Genomic DNA, 23,157 nt, shown 5'->3' with positions numbered 1-23,157 from the left:
GTCATGGCGATGGGTATCGCTTCGCTCAACGCCATCCTACGTTGGGGTTCTCCTGCGGGGCCGGCGTCAGTTGCCGCAGGCGCTGAGGTGGAAGCCGGCCTTTGCCAGCGCCTCGGGATTCGCTTTCAGGTAGTTGAAGAAACGCTCCGCCAGCTCGCGCCGCGGGCCTTCCACTAGCACTTGGTAGTACTGCGGCTGCGGGGCGCAGGCGTAGGGCAGCGGCGCTTCGCCGCGGCCCTGGGTGTGCAGGGTCTGCACGCTGTGGGCGCCGTCGTCGGCGAAGAACAGGTCGAAGGCCATGCCCTGGCCGATGTCGCGGGCCAGCTCGGCGCTGTCGCCCTCGATCAGCAGGACCTTGTTGCCGGTCTGCAGCTGGTACTGGTCGGCCAGCGCCTCCAGCGCCGCCATCGGCTGATGGCCGCTGGCCACGCGCAGCACGTCGGGGGTCGCCTGGCCGAGCGACGGCAGCAGGGCGCTGCACGCCAGCAGCAGGGGAATCAGGAAGCGGCGCATGGGTGGAAGCTCCGGCAGTGGGATGGCCTATTGGAACCCCACGGCCGGCGCCGGCCCTTGACTCAAGGCAGGCTTCGTTCAGACCGGCGTGCCGAGGATCACCTGGGCCGGGGAGAACTGGGTGCGCACCCGGCTGCCGGGGGCCAGGCGCAGGATGTCGATGCGTTCCTGGTCCACCAGGGCGCAGAGCATCTGCCCGCCGGGCAACTGGATGCGCACTTCGCTGGGGCCGTCGCCGGCCTCGCGGATGTCCTCGATGCGCCCCTCCAGGGCATTGAGCCCGGCCGGGCATTCGATCTGCGGCAGGTCGACGTAGAGCCAGCCGGCCTTCATCAGCGCGATCACCGGCAGGCCCTCGCGCAGCTCCAGCTTCTCGGTGCTTTCGCGGGTGATACGCGCGTGGATGCGCGCGCCGCCGGGCAGGTCGACGCCGATCAGGTCGTTCAGGCCCGCCGGCTCGATGCTGCAGACGCGCCCGTGCAATTGGTTGCGCGCGCTGGTGCGCAGCATCAGGCGGCCGATCAGCTCCAGGTCCTCGCCGTCTTCCTCGATGCTTTCGAGCATGCGCTCGCGCAGTTCCTCCAGGCGCTGGTACAGCGCCAGCAGGCGTTCGCCGGCCGGCGTCAGGCGCGCGCCGCCGCCGCCCTTGCCGCCGACGCTGCGTTCCACCAGCGGGCGCTCGGCGAGGTTGTTCAGCTCGTCCACCGCATCCCAGGCGGTCTTGTAGCTCATGCCGGCGGCCTTGGCGGCCTGGGTGATGGAGCCCAGCGCGGCGATCTGCGCGAGCAGGGCGATGCGTTGCGGGCGGCGGGTGACGTGCTGGGTGAGAAGGCTGAGGCTGGTCATCGTTTTCGTTGTTGTGTTCGCGATAGGGCGAGGCTGGTAGCTGCGCCGGCAAAAGGCAAGTGGAATCCGTCGGCTGCCGGCGCCGGGCTCAGCCCGGCTTCGGCGTGCGGGCCAGGCAATAGACGTCCACCCGCGCGGCGCCGGCACGTCGCAGCAGCTGCGCCAGGGCCGCGGCGGTGGCGCCAGTGGTCAGTACGTCGTCCACCAGCGCCAGGTGCAGGCCGCGCAGGGCCGCGCCGTCGTCCAGGGCGAAGGCCTGGCGCAGGTTGCGCTTTCGCTCGGCCTTGTCCAGGCCCTGTTGCGCCGGGGTGTCGCGCACCCGGCGCAGCGGCTGGCGCCAGGGCAGGCCGAGGTCCGCGGCCAGGCGCCGGGCCAGCAGCTCGGCCTGGTTGAAGCCGCGCTGGCGCTGCCGGCGCGGGGCCAGGGGCACCGGCAGGAGCAGGTCGGGCACCGGCAACCCCTCGGCGAAGGCATGGCGCAGGTGGCGCCCCAGCAACTGGCCGAGCAGCCGGCCCAGGGGCCGGTCGGCCTGGTGCTTGAAGCGGGTGATGGCGCCGTCCAGCGGGAAGGCGTAGCGCCAGGGCGCCAGCACCTGCTCGAAGGGCGGCGGCCGGCGCAGGCATTCGCCGCAGGTCAGGCCGTGTTCCGGCAGCGGCAGGGCGCAGGTGTTGCAGTGGCTGCCCAGCCAGGGCAGGTCGGCGTCGCAGCCGGCGCACAGCGCCAGGCCGGTGTCGGCCGGGCCGCCGCAGAACAGGCAGTCCGGCCGCAGGACGAAAAGCTCGCGCAGGCGGGCGAAGGTGAGCAGGGTGGCGTCCTCCGGGTGAGGCCCCGGCGGATGCTCAGTGGATCAGCCAGCTCATCACGATCAGGCCGAGCACGGTGAGCAGGATGCCGCCGAAGAAGGAGCGCCGGACGAAGGCGCGGATGCCACTGTAGAGCAGCAACAGGCCGAGGAAGAGTAGGACGAAGCTGAAGATCGACACGTCCATTCCGATGGCCCGGGCCAGGCCGTGGAGGAACTGGTCCATGGCCGCCCAGATGGCGCCCAGCAGGCCGGAAAGGAGGTCGACGACGAAGCGTATCGCCTTGCCGAGGGTCTGGCCGAGCCAGTCGAAAGTGCCTTCTGTTTCCATGAGCTCGCGGGATTCCTTCGAGTACCTGTGCTGTTGGAGTGGCGTTCTGCCCCCAGGTTCACGGCGCATGAATGATTGTTCAAATAATAGTCACTTGTCGACTTGTGACTTCAACTTGGTTGACAGCGACCAAGGCTTACATATCATGCCTCCAAAGCCTGAACCGTCGCGCCCTGCCGTGGCGGCCGAGAACAACGAGGCGTCAGCCCGCGTCCGAAGGAACTCCCCATGAGTGCAACCGCATCCATCGCCACCCGCCACGACTGGACCCTCGCCGAAGTGACGGCGCTCTTCGAGCAGCCCTTCAACGACCTCCTGTTCCAGGCGCAGACGGTGCACCGCGCGCACTTCGACCCGAACCGCGTGCAGGTCTCGACCCTGCTGTCGATCAAGACCGGCGCCTGCCCGGAAGACTGCAAGTACTGCCCGCAGTCCGGCCACTACAACACCGGCCTGGACAAGCAGAAGCTGATGGAAGTGCAGAAGGTGCTGGAAGCGGCCGCCGAGGCCAAGGCCATCGGCTCCACCCGCTTCTGCATGGGCGCCGCCTGGAAGCACCCCTCGGCCAAGGACATGCCCTACGTGCTGGAAATGGTGAAGGGCGTGAAGAAGCTCGGCCTGGAAACCTGCATGACCCTCGGCAAGCTGACCCAGGAGCAGACCCAGGCCCTGGCCGAGGCCGGGCTGGACTACTACAACCACAACCTCGACACCTCGCCGGAGTTCTACGGCAACATCATCACCACCCGCACCTACGGCGAGCGCCTGCAGACCCTGGCCTACGTGCGCGAGGCGGGGATGAAGATCTGCTCCGGCGGCATCCTCGGCATGGGCGAGTCGGTGGCCGACCGCGCCGGCCTGCTGATCCAACTGGCCAACCTGCCGGAACACCCGGAGTCGGTGCCGATCAACATGCTGGTCAAGGTCAAGGGCACCCCGCTGGCCGAGGAGAAGGACGTCGATCCCTTCGACTTCATCCGCACCCTGGCCGTGGCCCGGATCATGATGCCGAAGTCCCACGTGCGCCTGTCCGCCGGCCGCGAGCAGATGAACGAGCAGATGCAGGCCCTGGCCTTCATGGCCGGCGCCAACTCGATCTTCTACGGCGAGAAGCTGCTGACCACCCGCAACCCGCAGGCCGACAAGGACATGCAACTGTTCGCCCGCCTGGGCATCAAGCCCGAGGAGCGCGAGGAGCACGCCGACGAGGTGCACCAGGCCGCCATCGAGCAGGCCCTGGTCGAGCAGCGCGATTCGCAGTTGTTCTACAACGCGGCGCTTTAAAAGCCGCTGAAGGCTGGAGGCTGAAGGCTGGACGAAAGAGCGTTGCCGTTCTGCCTCAAGTCTCTACGCTTTGAGTTGGTGTTGGTCGAGCAGCACCAACGCCACCGTGAAGGTTGGACAAGAGTGCTCTTTCGTCCAGCCTTCAGCCTCCAGCCGCTTTTATCGAGGCGCTCATGTCCTTCGATCTCTCCCCCCGCCTCGCCCAGCGCCAGGCGGACGATCTCTACCGCCAGCGGCCATTGCTGGAGTCGCCGCAGGGCCCGCTGGTGCGGGTGGACGGCCGGCCGATGCTGGCCTTCTGTTCCAATGACTACCTGGGCCTGGCCAACCATCCCGAGGTGATCGCCGCCTTGCGTACCGGCGCCGAGCGCTGGGGCGTGGGCGGTGGCGCCTCGCACCTGGTCAACGGCCATTGCGGGCCGCACCACGAGCTGGAGCTGGCGCTGGCCGAATTCACCGGGCGGCCGCGCGCGCTGCTGTTCTCCACCGGCTACATGGCCAACCTGGGCGCGGTGACCGCGCTGCTGGGCAAGGGCGACACCGTGCTGGAAGACCGCCTCAACCATGCCTCGCTGCTGGACGCCGGGCTGCTCAGCGGCGCGCGCTTCTCGCGCTACCTGCACAATGACGCGGCCAGCCTGGCGCAGCGCCTGGGCAAGGCCGAGGGCAACACCCTGGTGGTCACCGACGGCGTGTTCAGCATGGACGGCGACCTCGCCGAGCTGCCTGCGCTGTGCGCCGAGGCCAAGCGCCACGGCGCCTGGGTGATGGTCGACGACGCCCACGGCTTCGGTCCGCTGGGCGCCAACGGCGGCGGCATCGTTGAGCACTTCGACCTGGGCCTGGACGACGTGCCGGTGCTGGTCGGCACCCTGGGCAAGGCCTTCGGCACCGCCGGCGCCTTCGTCGCCGGCAGCGAGGAACTGGTGGAGACGCTGATCCAGTTCGCCCGCCCGTACATCTACACCACCAGCCAGCCGCCGGCGCTGGCCTGCGCCACGCTGAAGAGCCTGGAACTGCTGCGCGCCGAGAGCTGGCGCCGCGAGCACCTGGGCAGGCTGATCGCGCGCTTCCGCCGTGGCGCCGAGGCCATCAGCCTGACGCTGATGGACAGCTTCACGCCGATCCAGCCGATCCTCATCGGCGGCAGCCGCCAGGCCATGGCGCTGTCGGCCGCGCTGCGCGACCACGGCATCCTGGTCGGCGCCATCCGCCCGCCCACCGTGCCGGCCGGCAGCGCGCGGCTGCGCGTGACCTTCAGCGCCAGCCACAGCGAGGAGCAGGTCGACCGCCTGCTCGAAGCCCTGGAACAGAGCTGGCGCCAGGTCTCCACCAGCCTGCTGGCGGAACTCGATGCCGAGGAGGGCGAGGATGCGTGACCAACTGATACTGCTGCCCGGCTGGGGCCTGGGCAGCGCGCCCCTGGAGCCGCTGCGCGACGCGCTGCTGGAGCAGGCGCCGCACCTGCACGTGCACATCGAGCCGCTGCCGCGGGAGGCCGACCCGGCGCTATGGCTGGACGAACTGGACGACGAGCTGCCCGAAGGCAGCTGGCTGGCCGGCTGGTCCCTGGGCGGCATGCTCGCCGCCGAGCTGGCCGCGCGCCGCGGCGAGGCCTGCCGCGGGCTGATCACCCTGGCCGCCAACGCCAGCTTCCGCCAACTCGACGACTGGCCGCAGGCCATGCCCAACAGCGTCTTCGAGGACTTCTTCGAAGCCTTCCTGCTGGAGCCGGAGCTGACGCGCAAGCGCTTCACCCTGCTGGTCAGCCAGGGCGCCCGCGACGCCCGCACCCTGGCGCGGCAGCTGCAGGTGGCGCTGCCGGCGCTGGAGACCGGGGCGCTGAGCGCCGGCCTGCAACTGCTGGGGCGCCTGGACACCCGCGCGGCGCTGGAGCGCTACGACGGCCCGCAACTGCACCTGTTCGCCGGCAACGACGCGCTGGTCCCGGCCGGCGCCGCCGAGGCGCTGCTGGGCTGGTTGCCGGACGTGGAAGTGAGCACCATCGCCGGCGCCAGCCACGGCCTGCCGCTGGAGCGCCCGGACGAGGTGGCCGCGGCCATCCTGGCTTTCATCCACGAGGGCGACGATGTCTGATCCCCTGGGCGGCGCGCTGCCGGACAAGCGCCAGGTCGCCGCTTCCTTCTCCCGTGCGGCCGCCACCTACGATGCGGTGGCCGAACTGCAGCGCGGCGTCGGCGACAGCCTGCTGGCGCGTCTGCCGGTCGACCTGGCGGTGCGTCGCTGGCTCGACCTGGGTTGCGGCACCGGCCACTTCAGCCGTGCCTTGGCCCAGCGCTTTGCCGAAGCCGAAGGCCTGGCGGTGGACATCGCCGAAGGCATGCTGCGCCATGCCCGCGAGCATGGCGGCGCGCAGCACTTCATCGGCGGCGACGCCGAGCGCCTGCCGCTGCGCGGCGAATGCTGCGACCTGCTGTTCTCCAGCCTGGCCATCCAGTGGTGCGCCGACCTGCCGGCGGTGCTGAGCGAGGCGCGCCGGGTGCTGCGCGAGGGCGGCGTGTTCGCCTTCAGCAGCCTGTGCATCGGCACCCTGGGCGAACTGCGCGCCAGCTGGCAGGCGGTGGACGGCTTCGTCCACGTCAACCGCTTCCGCGCCTTCGCCGACTACCAGGCGCAATGCGCGGCCAGCGGGCTGGAAGTGCTGCAGCTATCCACCGAAGACCGCGTGCTGCACTTCCCCGACCTGCGCAGCCTGACCCACGAACTCAAGGCCCTGGGCGCCCACAACCTCAACCCCGGCCGCCCCGGCGGGCTCACCGGGCGGGCGAGGGTGCGGGCGCTGATCGAGGCCTACGAACGCTTCCGCCAGCCCGAGGGGCTGCCGGCGACCTATAGGGTGGTCCACGCCATCCTGCGCAAACCCATCTCTTCGTAGGAGGGGACTCCGGCAAACACAACGCCCGTAGGATGGGTTTCGCAAGCTCAACCCATCCTACGAAAGCCCCTCGGCGCAGCCGGCACCTACACGTATAGCCCTTGAGGAACCCCATGCCACACGCGTTTTTCATCACCGGCACCGACACCGAAATCGGCAAGACCACCATCGCCGCCGGCCTGCTGCACGCCGCGCGCATGGCCGGGATGTCCACCGCCGCTGCCAAGCCGGTGGCCTCCGGCTGTGAGCGCCGTCCCGAGGGCCTGCGCAACGGCGACGCCCTGGCCCTGCTGGGCGAGTGCAGCCTGCCGCTGGCCTACGAGGAGGTGAACCCCTTCGCCTTCGAACCGGCCATCGCCCCGCACCTGGCGGCCCGCGAAGTCGGCGTGGCGCTGAACGTGGACACCCTGGCCGGGCCGGTGCGCCACGTGCTGGCGCGTGGCGCCGACTTCACCCTGGTGGAAGGCGCCGGCGGCTGGCGCGTGCCCCTGGCCGGCGAAGAGAGCCTGTCGGACCTGGCCATCCGCCTCGACCTGCCGGTGATCCTGGTGGTGGGCGTGCGCCTGGGCTGCATCAACCATGCGGTGCTCAGCGCCGAGGCCATCCTGCGCGACGGCCTGCCGCTGGCCGGCTGGGTGGCGAACATCGTCGACCCCAGGACCTCGCGCCTGGAAGAGAACCTGGCGACCCTCGCCGAACGTCTGCCGGCGCCCTGCATCGGCCGCGTGCCGCACCTGGCCGCGCCGACGCCCATGGCAGTGGCCGCGCACCTGGACCTGGGCATTCTCGATCTTCCGGACTGATGGCCTTTGAATGTCATCGGCGATCCTGTTTGAATAGGCGGCAGGTTCCAGCGAGGAAGATCGACCATGGAAATCTCCGGTAACGCATTCAGTACCGGTCTGCAGGGGCTGCAGCGCGGCCTGCAGCAGGTCGACCGTGCCGCCGCGCAGGTGGCCGCGCAGCCCGTGGCCAAGGACGACATCGCCCGGCCCGTGGTGGACATGGAAATGAGCAAGTACGCCGCCCTGGCGTCCAGCCGCGTCCTGCAGACCGCCGACGAAACCCTCGGGACGCTGATCGACATCAGCGTCTGACGCTTTTCCTCCCTTCAGAATTTCCTCTCAGCAGCTTCGGGTAGTCGTCTGTCGACGGCCTGCGGCTGGGCTTTACTTATCCCTATCGATACCCGCGAATGCAGCGCTCTGGCCCGTGCCCTTGCGCGTGACCGGGCGGTCGGTTTGCGCGCTTGACAAGGGTAGGGCGTAAACGTATGTTTCAAACGCCTGTTTGAGAGTCGAGGCGCGCGGCGCATCGGCTGGGCGGCCGGGAACGCTCCCGTACAGCGACCGCAAGCACCGGTCGCCCATTAACCAGAACCCTTCGTAGAGGTTTACCGCTATGCCTGATTACAAGGCCCCCTTGCGTGATATCCGTTTCGTTCGCGACGAGCTGCTGGGCTACGAAGCGCACTACCAGAACCTGCCGGGCGCCCAGGACGCCACGCCGGACATGGTCAATGCCATTCTCGAAGAGGGTGCCAAGTTCTGCGAACAGGTGATCGCCCCGCTGAACCGCGTCGGCGACCAGGAAGGTTGCACCTGGAGCCCCGAGGGCGTGAAGACCCCCAGCGGCTTCAAAGAGGCCTACCAGCAATTCGTCGAAGGCGGCTGGCCGAGCCTGGCCCATGACGTCGAGCACGGCGGCCAGGGCCTGCCGGAATCCCTGGGCATGGCCATCAGCGAAATGATCGGCCAGGCCAACTGGTCCTGGGGCATGTACCCGGGCCTGTCCCACGGCGCCATGAACACCCTGCACGCCCACGGCACCCCGGAGCAGCAGGCCACTTACCTGACCAAGCTGGTGTCCGGCGAGTGGACCGGCACCATGTGCCTGACCGAGCCGCACTGCGGCACCGACCTGGGCATGCTGCGCACCAAGGCCGAGCCCCAGGCCGACGGCACCTACAAGGTCACCGGCACCAAGATCTTCATCTCCGCCGGCGAACACGACATGGCCGACAACATCGTCCACATCGTGCTGGCCCGCCTGCCCGACGCCCCGCAGGGCACCAAGGGCATCTCGCTGTTCATCGTGCCGAAGTTCCTGCCCAACGCAGAAGGCGGCGTAGGCGAGCGCAACGCCGTTTCCTGCGGCTCCATCGAGCACAAGATGGGCATCCACGGCAACGCCACCTGCGTGATGAACTTCGACGCCGCCACCGGCTTCCTGATCGGCCCGCCGAACAAGGGCCTGAACTGCATGTTCACCTTCATGAACACCGCTCGCCTGGGCACCGCGCTGCAAGGCCTGGCCCACGCCGAGATCGGTTTCCAGGGGGGCATCGCCTACGCCCGCGAGCGTCTGCAGATGCGTTCGCTGACCGGCCCGAAAGCCCCGGAAAAGGCCGCCGACCCGATCATCGTGCACCCGGACGTACGCCGCATGCTGCTGACCGCCAAGGCTTTCGCCGAAGGCAACCGCGCCATGCTGTACTTCGCCGCCAAGCAGGTCGACATCGTCCAGCGCAGCCAGGACGAAGAGCAGAAGAAAGCCGCTGACGCGATGCTGGCCTTCCTGACTCCGATCGCCAAGGCGTTCATGACCGAAGTCGGCTTCGAAGCGGCCAACCACGGTGTGCAGATCTACGGCGGCCACGGCTTCATCGCCGAGCACGGCATGGAGCAGAACGTCCGCGACAGCCGCATCTCCATGCTGTACGAAGGCACCACCGGCGTTCAGGCGCTGGACCTGCTGGGCCGCAAGGTGCTGATGACCCAGGGCGAGGCGCTCAAGGGCTTCACCAAGATCGTGCACAAGTTCTGCCAGGCCAACGAAGCCAACGAAGCCGTCAAGGAATTCGTCGCCCCGCTGGCCGCGCTGAACAAGGAGTGGGGCGAGCTGACCATGAAGGTCGGCATGGCCGCCATGAAGGACCGCGAGGAAGTCGGCGCCGCGTCGGTGGACTACCTGATGTTCTCCGGCTACGCCTGCCTGGCCTACTTCTGGGCCGACATGGCGCGCCTGGCTGCCGAGAAACTGGCGGCCGGCACCAGCGAGGAGGGCTTCTACAAGGCCAAGCTGCAGACTGCGCGCTTCTACTTCCAGCGCATCCTGCCGCGTACCCGCGCCCACGTCGCCGCCATGCTGTCCGGCGCCGGCAACCTGATGGACATGGCCGAGGAAGATTTCTCCCTCGGTTACTGATGGCCAGCGGCCGCTTCCGGCGGCCGCTCCGCCTTCCGGCGTAATGCTGTTCAGTTAAGAAAGAATGCCGTTTCTCTGTCTGGGGGAAACGGCATTTTTCATGTGGGAGGGGCTGTGGCTTCGTTTGCAAATTCTGCCCCCTCGCTCCGATTCCTACCCCCGTCATTCCCGCGAACGCGCACTACTGTCCGGCACACTTCATGCTATTAACAGCTGCCCCTGACGCAGGTTGATCTCGCGTATTCGCTCCTGCCGTCGTCGGTAACGTTCGGCCTCCAGGCCAGGACGCTGAAACAGCGTCGCCTGTACCTCCACCATCAGCATCCATAGGCTTTGCCGCGTTCCCGTCCTGCGTTGGTAAAGGTTCAGCAGCAAGTAGCTGATCAGCGCACAGAGAATCTGGAGGCGCACGGCATTCTCGCTACGGCCCAGGAAACGCCTGACCTTCAGGTGTTGCTTGATCCATTTGAAAAACAGCTCGATCCGCCAGCGATCCCGATAGCGCTCGGCGATTTCTGCCGCCGGGCTGCTCAGGTCGTTGGTCGCCAGGCTCAGAGGCGGCTCATCGCCTGGGCGGTTCACCAGGATCCGCCGCAGGGGCTGGGTGTAGTGATTACGCCGTCGGCCACCTGGGTTGCGGTTGGAGAAGCTCACCTCTTCGTCTCGCAGGATCGTTTCCCGGTCTTGCTGGGGAACCTCGCGCAGGGCCAGGACCTTGAGCCGCACATTGGACTTGAATCGTGTGACGAAGCGGGCCTTCTGGGCATCCAGGCTCGCCCACCAGTTGAAGTCGTAATAGCCCTTGTCGAATACGTAGGTGGCCTGTGGCTCGATACCCAGCGTCCGGCCTTCGTCGATGTCGTTGACGTTGGCTGCGCTGAAGCTGCAATGCACCGGCGCCGCCGCCTGCTCGGCATACAGCACATGGACTTTCAGCCCCTGGGAGCGGGTTCGATTGGACAGCGTCCATTCGTCGAAGCCAGGGCCCTTGAGGGTGATCGTGGTGGAGTCCAGCAGGTACAGCAGTTCCTTCCCGTCACGGCGTAACTGCCGGCAGACGCCCGCCATCAGGTAGTGCGCAACCTGGGCGAAGACCTCGGTATTACGGCGTTCGTTGGCGTCGGCCAGGGTGGAACGCCGGATCGGGCCCGTACCCAGGTGATAGTGCTGATGGGGATGGCTGTTGAAGCTGGTTTCAAGCGCCCGCAGGCTGCTCACGCCGGCCAGTTGGGCATACACCATGGCGACCAGGTGATCCCAACTGCCAAAGCGCTTGCTGTGCTTGTCGGCGCCGTGTTCGGCGACCAGTCGATCGAAGACGCCGCGAGGCAGCGCTTTTAGTACATCGTGAAAACGGCTTATCCTGAACATCTTGCGGGGGCTGTGAGGTTGAGTTGGCGCTCAACGGTTTAACCCGTGCCTTCAGCCCCCGCAAGCCCTCCAGACGCCCCCTCGAAAATATTCCGGACAGTAGTGCGCGAACGCGGGAACCCAGAGACTTTTGGGTTGGGCTCGGTGTACCGCGCCGCTCCGAGTGTTCGGATGTTTCTTGTTTCGCCCCCTCGGGCGAGTCCCTTTTGTCAAACGCCACAAAAGGAACCAAAAAGGCTTGCCCCGACATACGGGCCCGATGGAGCCGGGCTACCCTCACGAATTCCCCCGCCACGGAGGCCCGCCCCGAGGGTACGTCCCTGTAGCCCGCGGGGCTCTCGCGACATCCATGTCGCATGACCTCCTGAGCGCCGGTTTCGCTCGGCCTTCTGAAGGGGCGTTTCGGTGCGCGCGGCTATTTCTCTGGAAGTCCCAGAGCAAATGCGCTTTTGCTTTTCGTAGGAGCGAGCTTGCTCGCGAACCCCGTAGTCACTGGGTTATTCCCCTTCGGGCCAGCGCAAGCGCTGTTCGCGATGGAGCCGCGTCCCGCGTTCGCGGGAATGACGAGGTGGGGTTAGGCGTTCCAGGATGACTCCAAACTCCCCACCCACTCCGAACGGCCCCCTCTCCCTCCGGGAGAGGGCTGGGGTGAGGGAGCGGAGCCAGGCCTGGGCACCTCCGCTAATCCAACGCATCGCTTGAATAAACAACATTGCGCCATATGACAGGCCTTTTTGTGCTGTTGCAGGCGCTCGGCGGACTATCCCAGCACGCTGCGCAGCCCCTGGGACGGCGCCGGTTATGGCCGCGCATTCATCGCGCGCAGAGTGATTGCCGGGGCTTTCCGGCGCACAGTAGGTTCGGGGTTGATCCGCGCCGCTTTGGCGCCGAACCGACTGGAGAACCGCCATGCCCGAGTACAAGGCACCCCTGCGCGACATGCGCTTCCTGATCGACGAAGTCTTCGACTTTGCCGGCCGCTACCAGGCCCTGGGGGCGACCGATGCCAGCCCGGACATGGTTTCCGCCATCCTCGAGGAGGGCGCCAAGTTCTGCGAGCAGGTGCTGGCCCCGCTGAACCGCTCCGGCGACGAGGAAGGCTGCCACTTCGACAACGGCGTGGTGACCACGCCCAAGGGCTTCAAGGAGGCCTTCGCGCAATACGTCGAGGGCGGCTGGAACGGTGTGTCCTCCGACCCGGCCTACGGCGGCCAGGGCCTGCCGCATTCCCTCGGCCTGCTGGTCAGCGAGATGATCGGCGCGGCCAACTGCTCCTGGGCCATGTACCCCGGCCTGACCAAGGGCGCCATGGCCGCCATCCACGCCCACGGCAGCGCCGAGCAGAAGCAGGCCTACCTGCCGCGCATGACCGCCGGCACCTGGACCGGCACCATGTGCCTGACCGAACCGCACTGCGGCACCGACCTGGGCATCATCAAGACCCGCGCCGTGCCCAACGCCGACGGCAGCTACGCCATCAGCGGCACCAAGATCTTCATCTCCGCCGGCGAGCACGACCTGAGCGAGAACATCATCCACCTGGTGCTGGCCAAGCTGCCCGACGCGCCGGCCGGCACCAAGGGCATCTCGCTGTTCATCGTGCCCAAGTTCCTGCTCGACGCCAGCGGCGAGGCCGGGGCGCGCAACGCCGTGGCCTGCGGCTCCATCGAGCACAAGATGGGCATCAAGGCCTCGGCCACCTGCGTGATGAACTTCGACGGCGCCACCGGCTACCTGATCGGCGAGGCCAACAAGGGCCTGGCCTGCATGTTCACCATGATGAACCACGCGCGCCTGGGCACCGGCATGCAGGGCCTGTGCCTCGGCGAAGTGAGCTACCAGGGCGCCGTGAAGTACGCCCAGGAACGCCTGCAGATGCGCGCCCTGACCGGACCCAAGGCGCCGGACAAGCCGGCCGACCCGATCATCGTCCACCCCGACGTGCGGCGCATGCTGCTGACCATGAAGGCCTTCAACGAGGGCAACCGCGCCCTGGCCTACTTCACCGCGCAACTGCTGGACATCGAGCACCTGTCCGACAGCGCCGAGGAGCGCGAGCAGGCCGCCAACCTGCTGGCCTTCGTCACCCCGATCTGCAAGGCCTTCATGACCGACACCGGGCTGGAGGTGACCAACCATGGCATGCAGGTGTTCGGCGGCCACGGCTTTATCCGCGAGTGGGGCATGGAGCAACTGGTGCGCGACTGCCGCATCGCCCCGATCTACGAAGGCACCAACGGCATCCAGGCGCTGGACCTGCTCGGCCGCAAGGTGCTGGGCAGCCAGGGCAAGCTGCTGCTGGGCTTCACCAAGCTGGTCCACCAGCTGTGCCAGGCCAACGCCGAGCATCCACAGCTCAAGGTCCAGGTGGCGCAGCTGGCGGCGCTGAACAAGCAGTGGGGCGAGCTGACCCAGAAGGTCGGCATGGCGGCCATGAAGAACCCCGACGAAGTCGGCGCGGCGGCGGTGGACTACCTGATGTTCTCCGGCTACGTCACCCTCGGCTACTTCTGGCTGCGCATGGCCCTGGTGGCCCGGCAGAAGCTGGAGGAGGGCGCCGCCGAGGCGGACTTCTACCAGGCCAAGCTGGCCACCGCGGGCTTCTACTTCGCCCGCCTGCTGCCGCGCGCCGCGGCGCACCTGGCGGCGGTGGAAGCCGGCGGCGAGACGCTGATGCGCCTGTCCGCCGAGCAGTTCGCCCTCTGATCGCGGCGCCAGCGGCCCCGGTTGCCCCAGGGTGGCCGGGGCCGCTGGCTGTCCGGTGGATAAATATTGTGACCAATAATTAATTATTCGTTCACAACATGACGCTATGTCTCTGAAGTGTTTGCGGAGTAAGCTCCGCCGGCGTACCCTTGCGTACCTTCTATCCTGAATACCGCTGGCTGCTTGTTCAGCCGTTGTTTCGCTCGAGGATTCCCAACATGGCTGACTACAAAGCACCCCTGCGCGACATGCAATTCGTCCTCAACGAAGTCTTCGAGGTCAGTAAGCTCTGGGCCGAACTGCCCGGCCTGGCCGAGATCGTCGACGTCGATACCGCCGGCGCCATTCTCGAGGAAGCCGGCAAGGTCACCGCGGGCGTGATCGCCCCGCTCAACCGCAGCGGCGACGAGGAAGGCTGCAGCTGGAGCGCCGAGGGCGTGAAGACCCCGGCCGGCTTCCCCAAGGCCTACCGCACCTACGCCGAAGGCGGCTGGGTGGGCGTGGGCGGCTCGCCGGAGTTCGGCGGCATGGGCATGCCCAAGGTGATAGGCGCGCAGGTCGAGGAAATGGTCAACTCGGCCAACCTGTCCTTCGGCCTGTACCCGATGCTCACCGCCGGCGCCTGCCTGTCGCTGCTCAACCACGCCAGCGAAGAGCTCAAGGCCAAGTACCTGCCGAACATGTACGCCGGCACCTGGGCCGGTTCCATGTGCCTGACCGAGCCCCACGCCGGCACCGACCTGGGCATCATCCGCACCAAGGCCGAGCCCCAGGCCGACGGCAGCTACAAGATCAGTGGAACCAAGATCTTCATCACCGGCGGCGAACACGACCTGACCGAGAACATCGTCCACCTGGTGCTGGCCAAGCTGCCCGACGCGCCGGCCGGCTCCAAGGGCATCTCGCTGTTCCTGGTGCCCAAGGTGCTGGTCAACGAGGACGGCTCCCTGGGCGAGCGCAACGCCGTGTCCTGCGGCTCCATCGAACACAAGATGGGCATCAAGGCCTCGGCCACCTGCGTGATGAACTTCGACGGCGCCACCGGCTGGATCGTCGACGCGCCGAACAAGGGCCTGGCGGCCATGTTCACCATGATGAACTACGAGCGCCTGGGCGTCGGCATCCAGGGCCTGGCCACCGGCGAGCGTTCCTACCAGAGCGCCGTGGAATACGCCCGCGAGCGCATCCAGAGCCGCGCGCCGACCGGCCCGGTAGCCAAGGACAAGGCCGCCGACCCGATCATCGTCCACCCGGACGTGCGCCGCATGCTGCTGACCATGAAGGCGCTGAACGAGGGCGGCCGCGCCTTCTCCAGCTACGTCGCCATGCAGCTGGACACCGCCAAGTACAGCGAAGACACCGCCGTGCGCCAGCGCGCCGAGAGCCTGGTGGCGCTGCTGACCCCGGTGGCCAAGGCCTTCCTCACCGACATGGGCCTGGAAACCACCGTGCACGGCCAGCAGATCTTCGGCGGCCACGGCTTCATCCGCGAGTGGGGCCAGGAGCAACTGGTGCGCGACTGCCGCATCACCCAGATCTACGAAGGCACCAACGGCATCCAGGCGCTGGACCTGGTGGGCCGCAAGATCGTCGGCAGCGGTGGCGCCTTCGCCAAGCTGTTCAGCGACGAAATCCGCGCCTTCACCGCCTCGGCCGGCGCCGAGCTGGCCGAGTTCACCGGCCCGCTGAACGCCGCCGTGCAGAACCTGGAAGAACTGACCGCCTGGGTGCTGGACCGCGCCAAGGCCAACCCCAACGAGATCGGCGCGGCTTCGGTCGAATACCTGCACGTGTTCGGCTACACCGCCTACGCCTACATGTGGGCGCTGATGGCCCGGGCGGCGCTGGGCAAGGAAGGCCAGGACGACTTCTACGCCAGCAAGCTGGGCACTGCGCGCTTCTACTTCGCCCGCCTGCTGCCGCGCATCCACTCCCTGACCGCCTCGGTGAAAGCCGGCAGCGAGTCGCTGTACCTGCTCGACGCCGCGCAGTTCTGATCGGCGCAACCTGACAAGGCCCCGCTTCGGCGGGGCCTTGTCGTTTCAGGGGTGCAACGGTTTTGTAAGCCTAGGCTTACACGTCGTGGTGTCATTTGGCGTCTATCGGCTCGTCGGCGCGAGGGGTAATCTTCTTCTTAGTCAGGACATTGCGCAGGAAGCGCCGACGACAAAACGGAAAGAAAGGGATTCCACCACGGACGGTGGCCAGCACGGACGTCAGGATATCGGTCTGCAAAACCCCGCTCGCAAGGCGGGGTTTTCTTTTGCCTGCGATTTTTCCTGCCCGGCCAACTGTAGCGGGCCCTGCCCGCGATTCGCGCGCAGGGCGCGCTCCTACAGGGGGGCGGTGCGGGTGGGGCGGCGTAGGAGCGGATCTCATCCGCGAATCGCGCCGATACCGCCGGCTATCGCGGACAAGGTCCGCTCCTACGGGGGAGGAATACCGTGCCTCCCGGCAACCTGTAGGAGCGGGCCCTGCCCGCGATTCGCACGCAGGGCGTGCTCCTACAAGGGGAATGGCGCGCGTAGGAGCGGATCTCATCCGCGATCCGCGCCGGGACATCCGGCTATCGCGGACAAGGTCCGCTCCTACGCCCTCCGGCAAACACAACGACCCGTAGGATGGTGTTGAGCGAAGCGATACCCATCGCCACGACCGCATGGGTTTCGCCAAGGCTCAACCCATCCTACGAAGAGCACTCTGGCGCGGCCTGCAAGACCGGTGCGCCTACGAAAAGCTCTGCACCACGCCTTCCAGCAGCGAGCGCAGCAACTCCACGGTGCTGTGCTGGCGCTGCGCATCGCGGTACACCAGCCCCACGCTCAGCGCAATGCGCGGCTCGCTCAACGGCTTCCACAGCAGGTCGCGGTTGCTGTGCAGTTGCCGCGCGCGGCCCGGCAGCACCGTGGCGAAGCGGCTGTGGGGCAGGCTGTCGAGGATGCCGCTCATGTGGTTCAGCTCGGCCTGCACCCGCGGCCGGCGGCCGATGGCGGCCAGCTGTTCCTGCCAGATCTGCCGGGCGCGGAATTCCTCGCCGAGCAGCAGCATCGGCAGCTCCGCGGCCTGGGCCAGGGACACCTTCTTGAATTCGCGCAACGGGTGGTCGGCGGGGATCACCAGTTGCAGCTCGTCCGGGTACAGCTCCACGCCGTGCAGCGCGGGCTGGCGTGGCGGCAGGAAGCCAATGCCGATGTCCAGCTGCCCGGCCAGTAGCCGCCGCTCGATCTCCACCCCGGACAGCTCGTAGATGCGCACCTGCAAATGCGGCTGCGCGGCGTGCAGGCGTTCCACCAGGTAGGGCACCAGGCTGGCGTTGACCGTTTGCAGCACGCCGATGGCCAGGCTGCGCGCGGCCTGGCCGCGGAAGCCACGCAGGGCTTCGTGGGCGCGCTCCAGGCCTTCGAGCAGGGGCACGGCATGGTTGTACAGCGTGTGCGCCGCCACCGTCGGCACCAGGCGCTTGCCGACGCGCTGGAACAGGGCCACGTCGAGGCTCCGCTCCAGCTGGCGGATCTGCTGCGACAGCGCCGGCTGCGACAGGGCCAGGCGCTCGGCGGCACGGCCGACGTGGCCTTCCTCGTAGAGCGCGACGAAATAGCGGAGCTGGCGGAAATCCATAAGCTTGGCTTATCAACGAAACTGGAAAATCGAAATGGATAGGCGCCTATCCGAGGCTCTAGTCTACTGCCTGTCCGCTGCTACAGACGGGTAGACAAAGGTGGAAGGCATCGTCATCCAGGGTGTTTTCATAGGCAAAGTCGAAGAGTGCTGGGGCGGCCTGGTCAGCGCCATCGACAAGCTGGAAACCCGCGAGGAAGTCTGGCTGGGCAGCGAAGGCCTGCCCGGCGACGAACAGGCCGATCTGCGCCACCACGGCGGCCTCGACCGCGCGCTGCACCACTACCCGGCCGAGCACTACCGCCACTGGCGCAAGCAGCACCCGCAACAGCGCTGGCAGCAACCGGCCTTCGGCGAGAACCTCTCGACCTTCGGTGTCAGCGAGGCGGATGTGTGCATCGGCGACCTGTTCCGCTGGGGCGATGCGCTGATCGAAGTCAGCCAGCCGCGCTCGCCGTGCTACCGCCTGGGGCGCCGCTGGAACCTCCCGGAACTGCCGCTGGAATTGCAGCAGCAGGGCCGCTGCGGCTGGTTCTACCGGGTGCGCCGTGCCGGCATGGTCAGCGCCGCCGCGCCGCTGGAGCTGGTGCAGCGGCACTACCCGCAGCTGAGCGTCGCCAGTCTGCTGCGCTGGTACTTCGGCGAACCGCTGGAGCGTTGCGGCCTGCGTCAGATGATGGCGTGCGACGCGCTCTCGCTGCGCTGGCGCAAGACCGCCGCGCAACGCCTGGCCAGTGGCGTGGTGGAAGACTGGACGGCCCGCCTGCAGGGCCCTGAATGCCTGGGCAGCGGCCCCGCCTGACGCGGCTGCTGCCCACAACCTGCCTCGCGCCCGCCCCCGGACGTCGTTTTGGTCCATCGGGGCGGCTTTTATTCCCGGCCGGGGCGTTCTGCCCCGGGACCGGCGGCGACCTGCCGGCCGCATCGCGGCGCCATGACGTATCCCATGTAGGAGCGCGCCCTGCGCGCGAATCGCGGGCAGGGCCCGCTCCTACCCCTCAGGCAAACACCGTAGGATGGGTTGAGCGTAACGATACCCATCGCCAATGACCGCATGGGTTTCGCAGGCTCAACCCATCCTACGAGGGAAAGGCAGGGCTTCAGAGTTCGATCTCGCCGCCCGCCAGCGCGCACAGCTCGGTGAAGTCGACGATCTCCGTCTCCCGCCCGTTGACCCGCAACAGGCCGTTCTTCTGCAGGCGGGTGAAGCTGCGCGACACGGTCTCCACCGCCAGCCCCAGGTAGTCGCCGATCTCGTGGCGCGACATGCTCAGGCGGAAGCGCAGGGCCGAGAAGCCGCGCTCGCGGAAGTGCGCGGAAATGTTCAGCAGGAAGGCGGCGATCCGCGAATCGGCGTTGAGCCGCGAGAGCAGCAGCTTCATCTGCTGGTCCTCGCGGATCTTGCGGCTCATCATCAGCAGCAACTGGTGCGACAGCCCGGGAATCTGCTGCGACAGCAGCTCCAGCTGGTCGAAGGGAATCTCGCTGCACAGGGTGCTTTCCAGGGCGATGGCCGACACCGGGTAGCGGCCCTCGTCCATGCCGGAGAAGCCGAATATCTCGTTGGCGTAATAGAAGCCGGTGATCTTCTCCAGACCCTGCTCGTTGGTGGTCACCGTCTTCAGCGAGCCGGAACGCACCAGGTAGACGTTGTGGAAGGCATCGCCCTGGCGGAACAGGTGGTCGCCCTTGTGCAGCAGGTGGCCGGGCTTGATGAGGGCTTCCAGCTCCTGGAGCTTGTCGTCGCTGAGGGTGGGCGGTGCCAGTCGGCAATTCTTGCAATAAGGCTGCGGCTTCAGCATCCGATTCATCCGGTTATCCCCTGTACGCCCGACCGAACCGCGTCCGGCGGCCTTTTTATCTCCTAAGAACATAGCAATAGATGGGCGTCTGTCATCCCGCGCGCACGGTCCGGCTTTCCCCTGGCTGGGCTGCCGCGGGTCGCTGTGGATTTGTGCCGGACTGGCTTCGTGAAATTAGTTGTGTTAGTTTTCATGAAAAACAAGCATGACAATTTCACGAGGTCGCCATGTTCCTGCAATCCAGCCAGCCCGTCGGCACCTACTACGCCGCCGCCAACCCGGAATTGCTGCAGCCCCGCGCGCAGCTGACGGATGCGCTGGAGGTCGAGGTGCTGGTGATCGGCGCCGGCTTCAGCGGCCTGCACACCGCGCTGCAACTGGCCGAAGGCGGCCGCCAGGTCTGCGTCATCGAGGCCAGCCGCATCGCCTGGGCGGCTTCCGGGCGCAACGGCGGCCAGGCGCTGCCGGGCTGGTCCAGCGACCTCGGGCCGATCGAGGCCGACCTCGGCCATGAAGGCGCCCTGCGCCTGTGGCAGGGCATGCTCTGGGCCGCGCGGGAAATGCGCGACCTGCCGCAGCGCCACGGCTTCGACTGCGACTACCGCGTCGGCCACCTGTGGACCGCCGTGTTGCCGCGCCGCGTCGGCATGCTCGAAGAGTGGCAGGGCGAGGCTGCGCGCCGCTGGGGCTACGAAGGCCTGCAGATGGTTTCCCGCGCCGAGCTGCCGCAGTGGATCGCCAGCGAACGCTACCTGGCCGGCCTGTACGACCCGAATTCCGCGCACCTCAACCCGCTGAAACTGGCCTACGGCCTCGCCGGCGCGCTGGAGAAGGCCGGCGGGCGCATCTTCGAGCAGACCCGCGCGCTGCGCTACAGCGAGCAGGGCAACGGTTACCTCGTCGAGACCGAGCACGGCAGCATCCGCTGCGCCGCCCTGGTGCTGGCCTGCAACGCCTACATCGACGGCCTGGACAAGGAAGTCTCCGCGCGCATCCTGCCGGTGGGCACCTACCAGGTCGCCACCGCACCGCTGGGCGCGGAGCTGGCGCACTCGCTGCTGCCGAAGAACTGCTGCGTCACCGACAACCAGTTCGTCCTCGACTACTTCCGCCTCACCCCCGACCACCGCCTGCTGTTCGGCGGCGGCTGCACCTACCTGGGCGGAATGCCCTCGGACATCCGCGCCGCCACCCGGCCCTACGTCGAGCGGGTGTTCCCGCAACTGCGCGGGGTGGAGCTGGAATACGCCTGGGGCGGGCACATCGACTGCAGCATGCGGCGCACCCCGGACATCGGCCGCCGCGGCGACCTCTACTGGCTGCAGGGCTATTCCGGGCACGGCGTGCTGCCCAGCCTGGCCGCTGCCCACGCGGTCAGCCAGGCGATGCTGGGGCGCAGCGAGGAGCTCGACCTGTACCAGCGCCTGAGCAATCCCGGCTTCCCCGGCGGCCAGCGCTTCGCCGCGCCACTGGAAGCCGTCGGCAAAGCCTGGTATCGCTTGCGGGACTTCTTCTGAACCGAGCCGGACAGCGCCTATGCAAGAACACCAGAACGAACACCTCGCGACCCTCATCCGCGACCTGCGCAAGCACAAGAACCTGACCCTCGGCGCCCTGGCCGAGCGCATCGGCCGTTCGGTGGGCTTCCTCTCCCAGGTCGAGCGCGGCCTGTCGCGCCCCACCGTGGCGGACCTCACCGCCATCAGCGAAGCCCTCGGCGTGCCGACCACCTACTTCTACGCCGAAGGGCCGGCGCGCGAGCTGGCCTGGGTGACGCGCCCGGCCGACCGCCGCACGCTGTACTACGCCGGCGGCATCACCGACATCCTCGCCTCGCCGAACATGTCCGGCGGCTTCTCGATGCTCGACAGCATCCTCGCCCCCGGCGCCACCAGCGGCGACGACCACCTCAACGACAGCTCCGAACAGGGCGGCTTCGTGCTGGAGGGCGAATTGACCCTCTGGTACCAGGACGAGACCGTCACCCTTTACCCCAACGACAGCTTCCAGCTGCCGCCGCACGCGAAATTCCGCTACGGCAACCTGACAGACAAACCAACGAGGGTGCTCTGGATCTTCACCTGAAGGCATCCGGCTGCGCCCGACACAGGCACCAAGAAGATGAACCGCCAAACCTTCCCCGACCTGCTCAGCGAAGTACGCGCCTTCCGCGCCCAGAACCCGGACGTGCGCTACGTCGACCTGATCTGCCTGGACATCCCCGGGCACTTCTACGGCAAGCGCTACCCGGTGGACATGCTGGAGAAAGTCGCCGCCGGCTCGCCCCTGAAACTGCCGCAGAACTGCGTGCTGCTGGGCGTGCAGGGCGGCCTGCACCCGATCGGCGACTACTGCTTCAACGACGGCGACCCGGACGCGCCGCGCCGGCTGATCCCCGGCACGCTCAAGCCGGTGCGCTGGGCGAACCAGCCGCTGGGGCAGATGATCATCAGCTCCGACGGCACCGAGGCGCCCATCGAGTTCGAACCGCGGGAAGTGCTGGCGCGCGTGCTCAAGCGCCTGGAAGGCAAGGGCATCCGCCCGGTGGTGGCCTTCGAGCTGGAGTTCTACCTGTTCGACAGGAAGCTCAAGGACGGCCTGCCGCAGTACCCGCGCGACCCGCTGTGCGACGACGAGGACGACCAGCCGAACATGCACATCGAGCGCCTGTCGCGCTTCTCCGACGTGCTGCATGAAATCGTCGAGGCCTCGCGCGAGCAGGGCGTGGACGCCAACGTCATCACCGCCGAGATCGGCCCGGGCCAGTTCGAGATCAACTTCGCCCACTGCGAGGACGGCCTGCACGCCGCCGACCAGGCCGCGCTGTTCACCCGCGCCACCCGTGGCGTGGCGCTCAAGCACGGGTACCGCGCCAGCTTCATGAGCAAGCCCTACCTGCACGCGCCGGGCAGCGGCATGCACGTCCACGTCAGCCTGTACGACCGCGACGGCCGCAACCTGCTCGACGGCGACAACCAGCGCCCGCTGCGCCACGCCGTGGCCGGCTGCCTGGAGCTGCTACCGCATTGCATGCCGATCTTCGCCGCCAACCACAACGCCTACCGCCGCTATGGCTCGCGGGTGAACGCGGCGAGCAAGGCCAGTTGGGGCTTCGAAGACCGCGACGCGTGCATCCGCATCCCCGAGTCCGACGGCCGGAACCTGCGCATTGAGCACCGCCTGGCTGGCGCAGATGCCAACCCTTACCTGGTGCTGGCGGCCATTCTCACCGGCATGGAATACGGCCTGGAAGCGGGCAAGGAGCCCATCGCGCCGCTGAACGAAGACCGCGACAGCGGCATCGACTTCCCCCGCGACATGCTCGGCGCGGTGGCGGCCATGGAGAACCACCCGGTGGTCAAGGAAGGGCTCGGCAGCGAGTTCGTCTTCGTCTACTGCGAGAACAAGCGCCACGACCATCTGGAATTCATGGACGAGGTCAGCGCTCGCGAATACCGCTGGTTCCTGTAGGAACCGGCCCATGGTCGGCTGCGCGTCGGCATAACTGTGTTGGAAACAGGCGAGAGCTTGCTCATTTACCGCGCGTAAACTCCGCGCTTTCGCCTGTTTCCGCCTTGTTCTGCTCTAGCTCGCCGGACCCTGGGCCGGTTCCGGTATTCAAGGAAGCGGCGGGGAGGGTAGCCCCGCCGCGGCGTCCGCCGTTTGGGTGGACGCAAGGCATGGAATGCCTGGAGGGAAAGCCGCGTTGCCGGGCGGGTAGCCCCCTCGACGAGGGCGGTAGCGCGGTTCGCGCCGCAAGGGCGCGGGTGTCGCTGGCGGC

20 protein-coding genes are annotated in these 23,157 nt (G+C 67.6%); 13 read left to right on the top strand and 7 right to left on the bottom strand.

The annotated features are described in order from the left end of the window. Positions 1 to 66: 66 nt before the first annotated feature. The 4 genes from PM1_RS27630 to PM1_RS27615 all read right to left on the bottom strand — a co-directional run bounded on the left by PM1_RS27630 (position 67) and on the right by PM1_RS27615 (position 2,492). Positions 67 to 513, bottom strand: coding sequence for a substrate-binding domain-containing protein (locus PM1_RS27630; RefSeq protein ID WP_009615481.1), 447 nt, complete (start codon positions 511 to 513; stop codon positions 67 to 69). A gap of 78 nt (positions 514 to 591) precedes the next feature. Further along, positions 592 to 1,359, bottom strand: coding sequence for a TOBE domain-containing protein (locus PM1_RS27625; RefSeq protein ID WP_009615483.1), 768 nt, complete (start codon positions 1,357 to 1,359; stop codon positions 592 to 594). Between the two features lie 88 nt (positions 1,360 to 1,447). Beyond that, entirely contained in the window at positions 1,448 to 2,146 is a 699-nt protein-coding gene (locus PM1_RS27620; RefSeq protein ID WP_043319180.1) for a ComF family protein, read from the bottom strand. A 52-nt stretch (positions 2,147 to 2,198) separates the two neighbouring features. Beyond that, positions 2,199 to 2,492, bottom strand: coding sequence for a hypothetical protein (locus PM1_RS27615; RefSeq protein ID WP_009615487.1), 294 nt, complete (start codon positions 2,490 to 2,492; stop codon positions 2,199 to 2,201). A 228-nt stretch (positions 2,493 to 2,720) separates the two neighbouring features. Here PM1_RS27615 and bioB point away from each other — a divergent pair, with 228 nt between their 5' ends. The 7 genes from bioB to PM1_RS27580 all read left to right on the top strand — a co-directional run bounded on the left by bioB (position 2,721) and on the right by PM1_RS27580 (position 9,879). Next, positions 2,721 to 3,776, top strand: coding sequence for a biotin synthase BioB (gene bioB, locus PM1_RS27610; protein ID WP_009615490.1), 1,056 nt, complete (start codon positions 2,721 to 2,723; stop codon positions 3,774 to 3,776). Positions 3,777 to 3,949: 173 nt separating this feature from the next. Then, positions 3,950 to 5,155 carry an 8-amino-7-oxononanoate synthase gene (bioF, locus tag PM1_RS27605; RefSeq protein WP_009615491.1) on the top strand — a complete coding sequence of 402 codons (1,206 nt, stop codon included), beginning with the start codon at positions 3,950 to 3,952 and terminating at the stop codon, positions 5,153 to 5,155. Then, complete coding sequence (locus tag PM1_RS27600; protein ID WP_009615492.1) at positions 5,148 to 5,873, top strand: alpha/beta fold hydrolase; 726 nt, start codon at positions 5,148 to 5,150, stop codon at positions 5,871 to 5,873. The genes bioF and PM1_RS27600 overlap by 8 nt, the downstream gene beginning before the upstream one ends. Then, complete coding sequence (bioC, locus tag PM1_RS27595; protein ID WP_009615493.1) at positions 5,866 to 6,672, top strand: malonyl-ACP O-methyltransferase BioC; 807 nt, start codon at positions 5,866 to 5,868, stop codon at positions 6,670 to 6,672. The genes PM1_RS27600 and bioC overlap by 8 nt, the downstream gene beginning before the upstream one ends. A gap of 113 nt (positions 6,673 to 6,785) precedes the next feature. Continuing rightward, positions 6,786 to 7,475 (top strand): dethiobiotin synthase, encoded by a 690-nt coding sequence (gene bioD / locus PM1_RS27590; protein ID WP_009615494.1) that lies wholly within the window; start codon positions 6,786 to 6,788, stop codon positions 7,473 to 7,475. A gap of 66 nt (positions 7,476 to 7,541) precedes the next feature. Further along, a complete protein-coding gene (locus PM1_RS27585; protein WP_009615495.1) occupies positions 7,542 to 7,769 on the top strand; it encodes a hypothetical protein in 228 nt (75 codons plus the stop codon). Between the two features lie 304 nt (positions 7,770 to 8,073). After that, a complete protein-coding gene (locus PM1_RS27580) occupies positions 8,074 to 9,879 on the top strand; it encodes a phenylacyl-CoA dehydrogenase (protein ID WP_009615497.1) in 1,806 nt (601 codons plus the stop codon). A 198-nt stretch (positions 9,880 to 10,077) separates the two neighbouring features. Here the strand turns inward: PM1_RS27580 and PM1_RS27575 are convergent, their stop codons facing one another. Further along, positions 10,078 to 11,250 (bottom strand): IS4 family transposase, encoded by a 1,173-nt coding sequence (locus tag PM1_RS27575; RefSeq protein WP_009618636.1) that lies wholly within the window; start codon positions 11,248 to 11,250, stop codon positions 10,078 to 10,080. Positions 11,251 to 12,159: 909 nt separating this feature from the next. On the opposite strand from PM1_RS27575, the gene PM1_RS27570 reads away from it, so the two are divergent. Together PM1_RS27570 and PM1_RS27565 are read left to right on the top strand one after the other, a co-directional pair. Continuing rightward, positions 12,160 to 13,956, top strand: a complete 1,797-nt coding sequence (locus PM1_RS27570) for an acyl-CoA dehydrogenase C-terminal domain-containing protein (RefSeq protein ID WP_009615500.1) — start codon at positions 12,160 to 12,162, stop codon at positions 13,954 to 13,956. 218 nt (positions 13,957 to 14,174) lie between these two features. Then, entirely contained in the window at positions 14,175 to 15,953 is a 1,779-nt protein-coding gene (locus PM1_RS27565) for an acyl-CoA dehydrogenase C-terminal domain-containing protein (RefSeq protein WP_009615502.1), read from the top strand. A gap of 730 nt (positions 15,954 to 16,683) precedes the next feature. On the opposite strand, the gene PM1_RS27560 is transcribed toward PM1_RS27565, so the two are convergent. Further along, positions 16,684 to 17,574 (bottom strand): LysR family transcriptional regulator, encoded by an 891-nt coding sequence (locus PM1_RS27560; RefSeq protein WP_009615504.1) that lies wholly within the window; start codon positions 17,572 to 17,574, stop codon positions 16,684 to 16,686. A 100-nt stretch (positions 17,575 to 17,674) separates the two neighbouring features. On the opposite strand from PM1_RS27560, the gene PM1_RS27555 reads away from it, so the two are divergent. Beyond that, on the top strand, positions 17,675 to 18,376 hold the full coding sequence (locus PM1_RS27555) for an MOSC domain-containing protein (RefSeq protein ID WP_009615506.1): 702 nt from the start codon (positions 17,675 to 17,677) through the stop codon (positions 18,374 to 18,376). Between the two features lie 298 nt (positions 18,377 to 18,674). On the opposite strand, the gene PM1_RS27550 is transcribed toward PM1_RS27555, so the two are convergent. After that, positions 18,675 to 19,376, bottom strand: coding sequence for a transcriptional regulator FNR (locus PM1_RS27550; RefSeq protein ID WP_009615508.1), 702 nt, complete (start codon positions 19,374 to 19,376; stop codon positions 18,675 to 18,677). Positions 19,377 to 19,603: 227 nt separating this feature from the next. Between PM1_RS27550 and PM1_RS27545 the strand changes: the two genes are divergently transcribed. From PM1_RS27545 to PM1_RS27535, 3 genes are read left to right on the top strand one after another with little or no spacing between them, the layout of a single operon-like run. Further along, positions 19,604 to 20,893, top strand: a complete 1,290-nt coding sequence (locus PM1_RS27545; protein ID WP_009615510.1) for an NAD(P)/FAD-dependent oxidoreductase — start codon at positions 19,604 to 19,606, stop codon at positions 20,891 to 20,893. 19 nt (positions 20,894 to 20,912) lie between these two features. After that, the gene (locus tag PM1_RS27540; RefSeq protein ID WP_009615512.1) at positions 20,913 to 21,461 is read left to right on the top strand and encodes a helix-turn-helix domain-containing protein; all 549 of its coding nucleotides are present in this window, start codon (positions 20,913 to 20,915) and stop codon (positions 21,459 to 21,461) included. A gap of 36 nt (positions 21,462 to 21,497) precedes the next feature. Further along, positions 21,498 to 22,847 (top strand): glutamine synthetase family protein, encoded by a 1,350-nt coding sequence (locus PM1_RS27535; RefSeq protein WP_009615514.1) that lies wholly within the window; start codon positions 21,498 to 21,500, stop codon positions 22,845 to 22,847. Positions 22,848 to 23,157 lie beyond the last annotated feature (310 nt).

Origin of the sequence: Pseudomonas sp. M1, assembly GCF_022760135.1 — a bacterium.
Lineage (GTDB): Bacteria > Pseudomonadota > Gammaproteobacteria > Pseudomonadales > Pseudomonadaceae > Pseudomonas > Pseudomonas citronellolis.
The sequence above is the reverse complement of the archived record's forward strand: the minus strand, read 5'-3'. Positions and strand labels throughout refer to the sequence as shown.

Bases quoted from the DNA above. Each gene is read 5' to 3' on its own strand.
- PM1_RS27575 (WP_009618636.1), bottom strand. From the start codon at position 11,250: ATGTTCAGGATAAGCCGTTTTCACGATGTACTAAAAGCGCTGCCTCGC.
- PM1_RS27565 (WP_009615502.1), top strand. From the start codon at position 14,175: ATGGCTGACTACAAAGCACCCCTGCGCGACATGCAATTCGTCCTCAAC.
- bioD (WP_009615494.1), top strand. From the start codon at position 6,786: ATGCCACACGCGTTTTTCATCACCGGCACCGACACCGAAATCGGCAAG.
- PM1_RS27625 (WP_009615483.1), bottom strand. From the start codon at position 1,359: ATGACCAGCCTCAGCCTTCTCACCCAGCACGTCACCCGCCGCCCGCAA.
- PM1_RS27560 (WP_009615504.1), bottom strand. From the start codon at position 17,574: ATGGATTTCCGCCAGCTCCGCTATTTCGTCGCGCTCTACGAGGAAGGC.
- bioC (WP_009615493.1), top strand. From the start codon at position 5,866: ATGTCTGATCCCCTGGGCGGCGCGCTGCCGGACAAGCGCCAGGTCGCC.
- PM1_RS27570 (WP_009615500.1), top strand. From the start codon at position 12,160: ATGCCCGAGTACAAGGCACCCCTGCGCGACATGCGCTTCCTGATCGAC.
- PM1_RS27580 (WP_009615497.1), top strand. From the start codon at position 8,074: ATGCCTGATTACAAGGCCCCCTTGCGTGATATCCGTTTCGTTCGCGAC.
- PM1_RS27550 (WP_009615508.1), bottom strand. From the start codon at position 19,376: ATGCTGAAGCCGCAGCCTTATTGCAAGAATTGCCGACTGGCACCGCCC.
- bioF (WP_009615491.1), top strand. From the start codon at position 3,950: ATGTCCTTCGATCTCTCCCCCCGCCTCGCCCAGCGCCAGGCGGACGAT.
- PM1_RS27600 (WP_009615492.1), top strand. From the start codon at position 5,148: ATGCGTGACCAACTGATACTGCTGCCCGGCTGGGGCCTGGGCAGCGCG.
- PM1_RS27630 (WP_009615481.1), bottom strand. From the start codon at position 513: ATGCGCCGCTTCCTGATTCCCCTGCTGCTGGCGTGCAGCGCCCTGCTG.
- PM1_RS27535 (WP_009615514.1), top strand. From the start codon at position 21,498: ATGAACCGCCAAACCTTCCCCGACCTGCTCAGCGAAGTACGCGCCTTC.
- PM1_RS27615 (WP_009615487.1), bottom strand. From the start codon at position 2,492: ATGGAAACAGAAGGCACTTTCGACTGGCTCGGCCAGACCCTCGGCAAG.
- PM1_RS27585 (WP_009615495.1), top strand. From the start codon at position 7,542: ATGGAAATCTCCGGTAACGCATTCAGTACCGGTCTGCAGGGGCTGCAG.
- PM1_RS27540 (WP_009615512.1), top strand. From the start codon at position 20,913: ATGCAAGAACACCAGAACGAACACCTCGCGACCCTCATCCGCGACCTG.
- PM1_RS27545 (WP_009615510.1), top strand. From the start codon at position 19,604: ATGTTCCTGCAATCCAGCCAGCCCGTCGGCACCTACTACGCCGCCGCC.
- bioB (WP_009615490.1), top strand. From the start codon at position 2,721: ATGAGTGCAACCGCATCCATCGCCACCCGCCACGACTGGACCCTCGCC.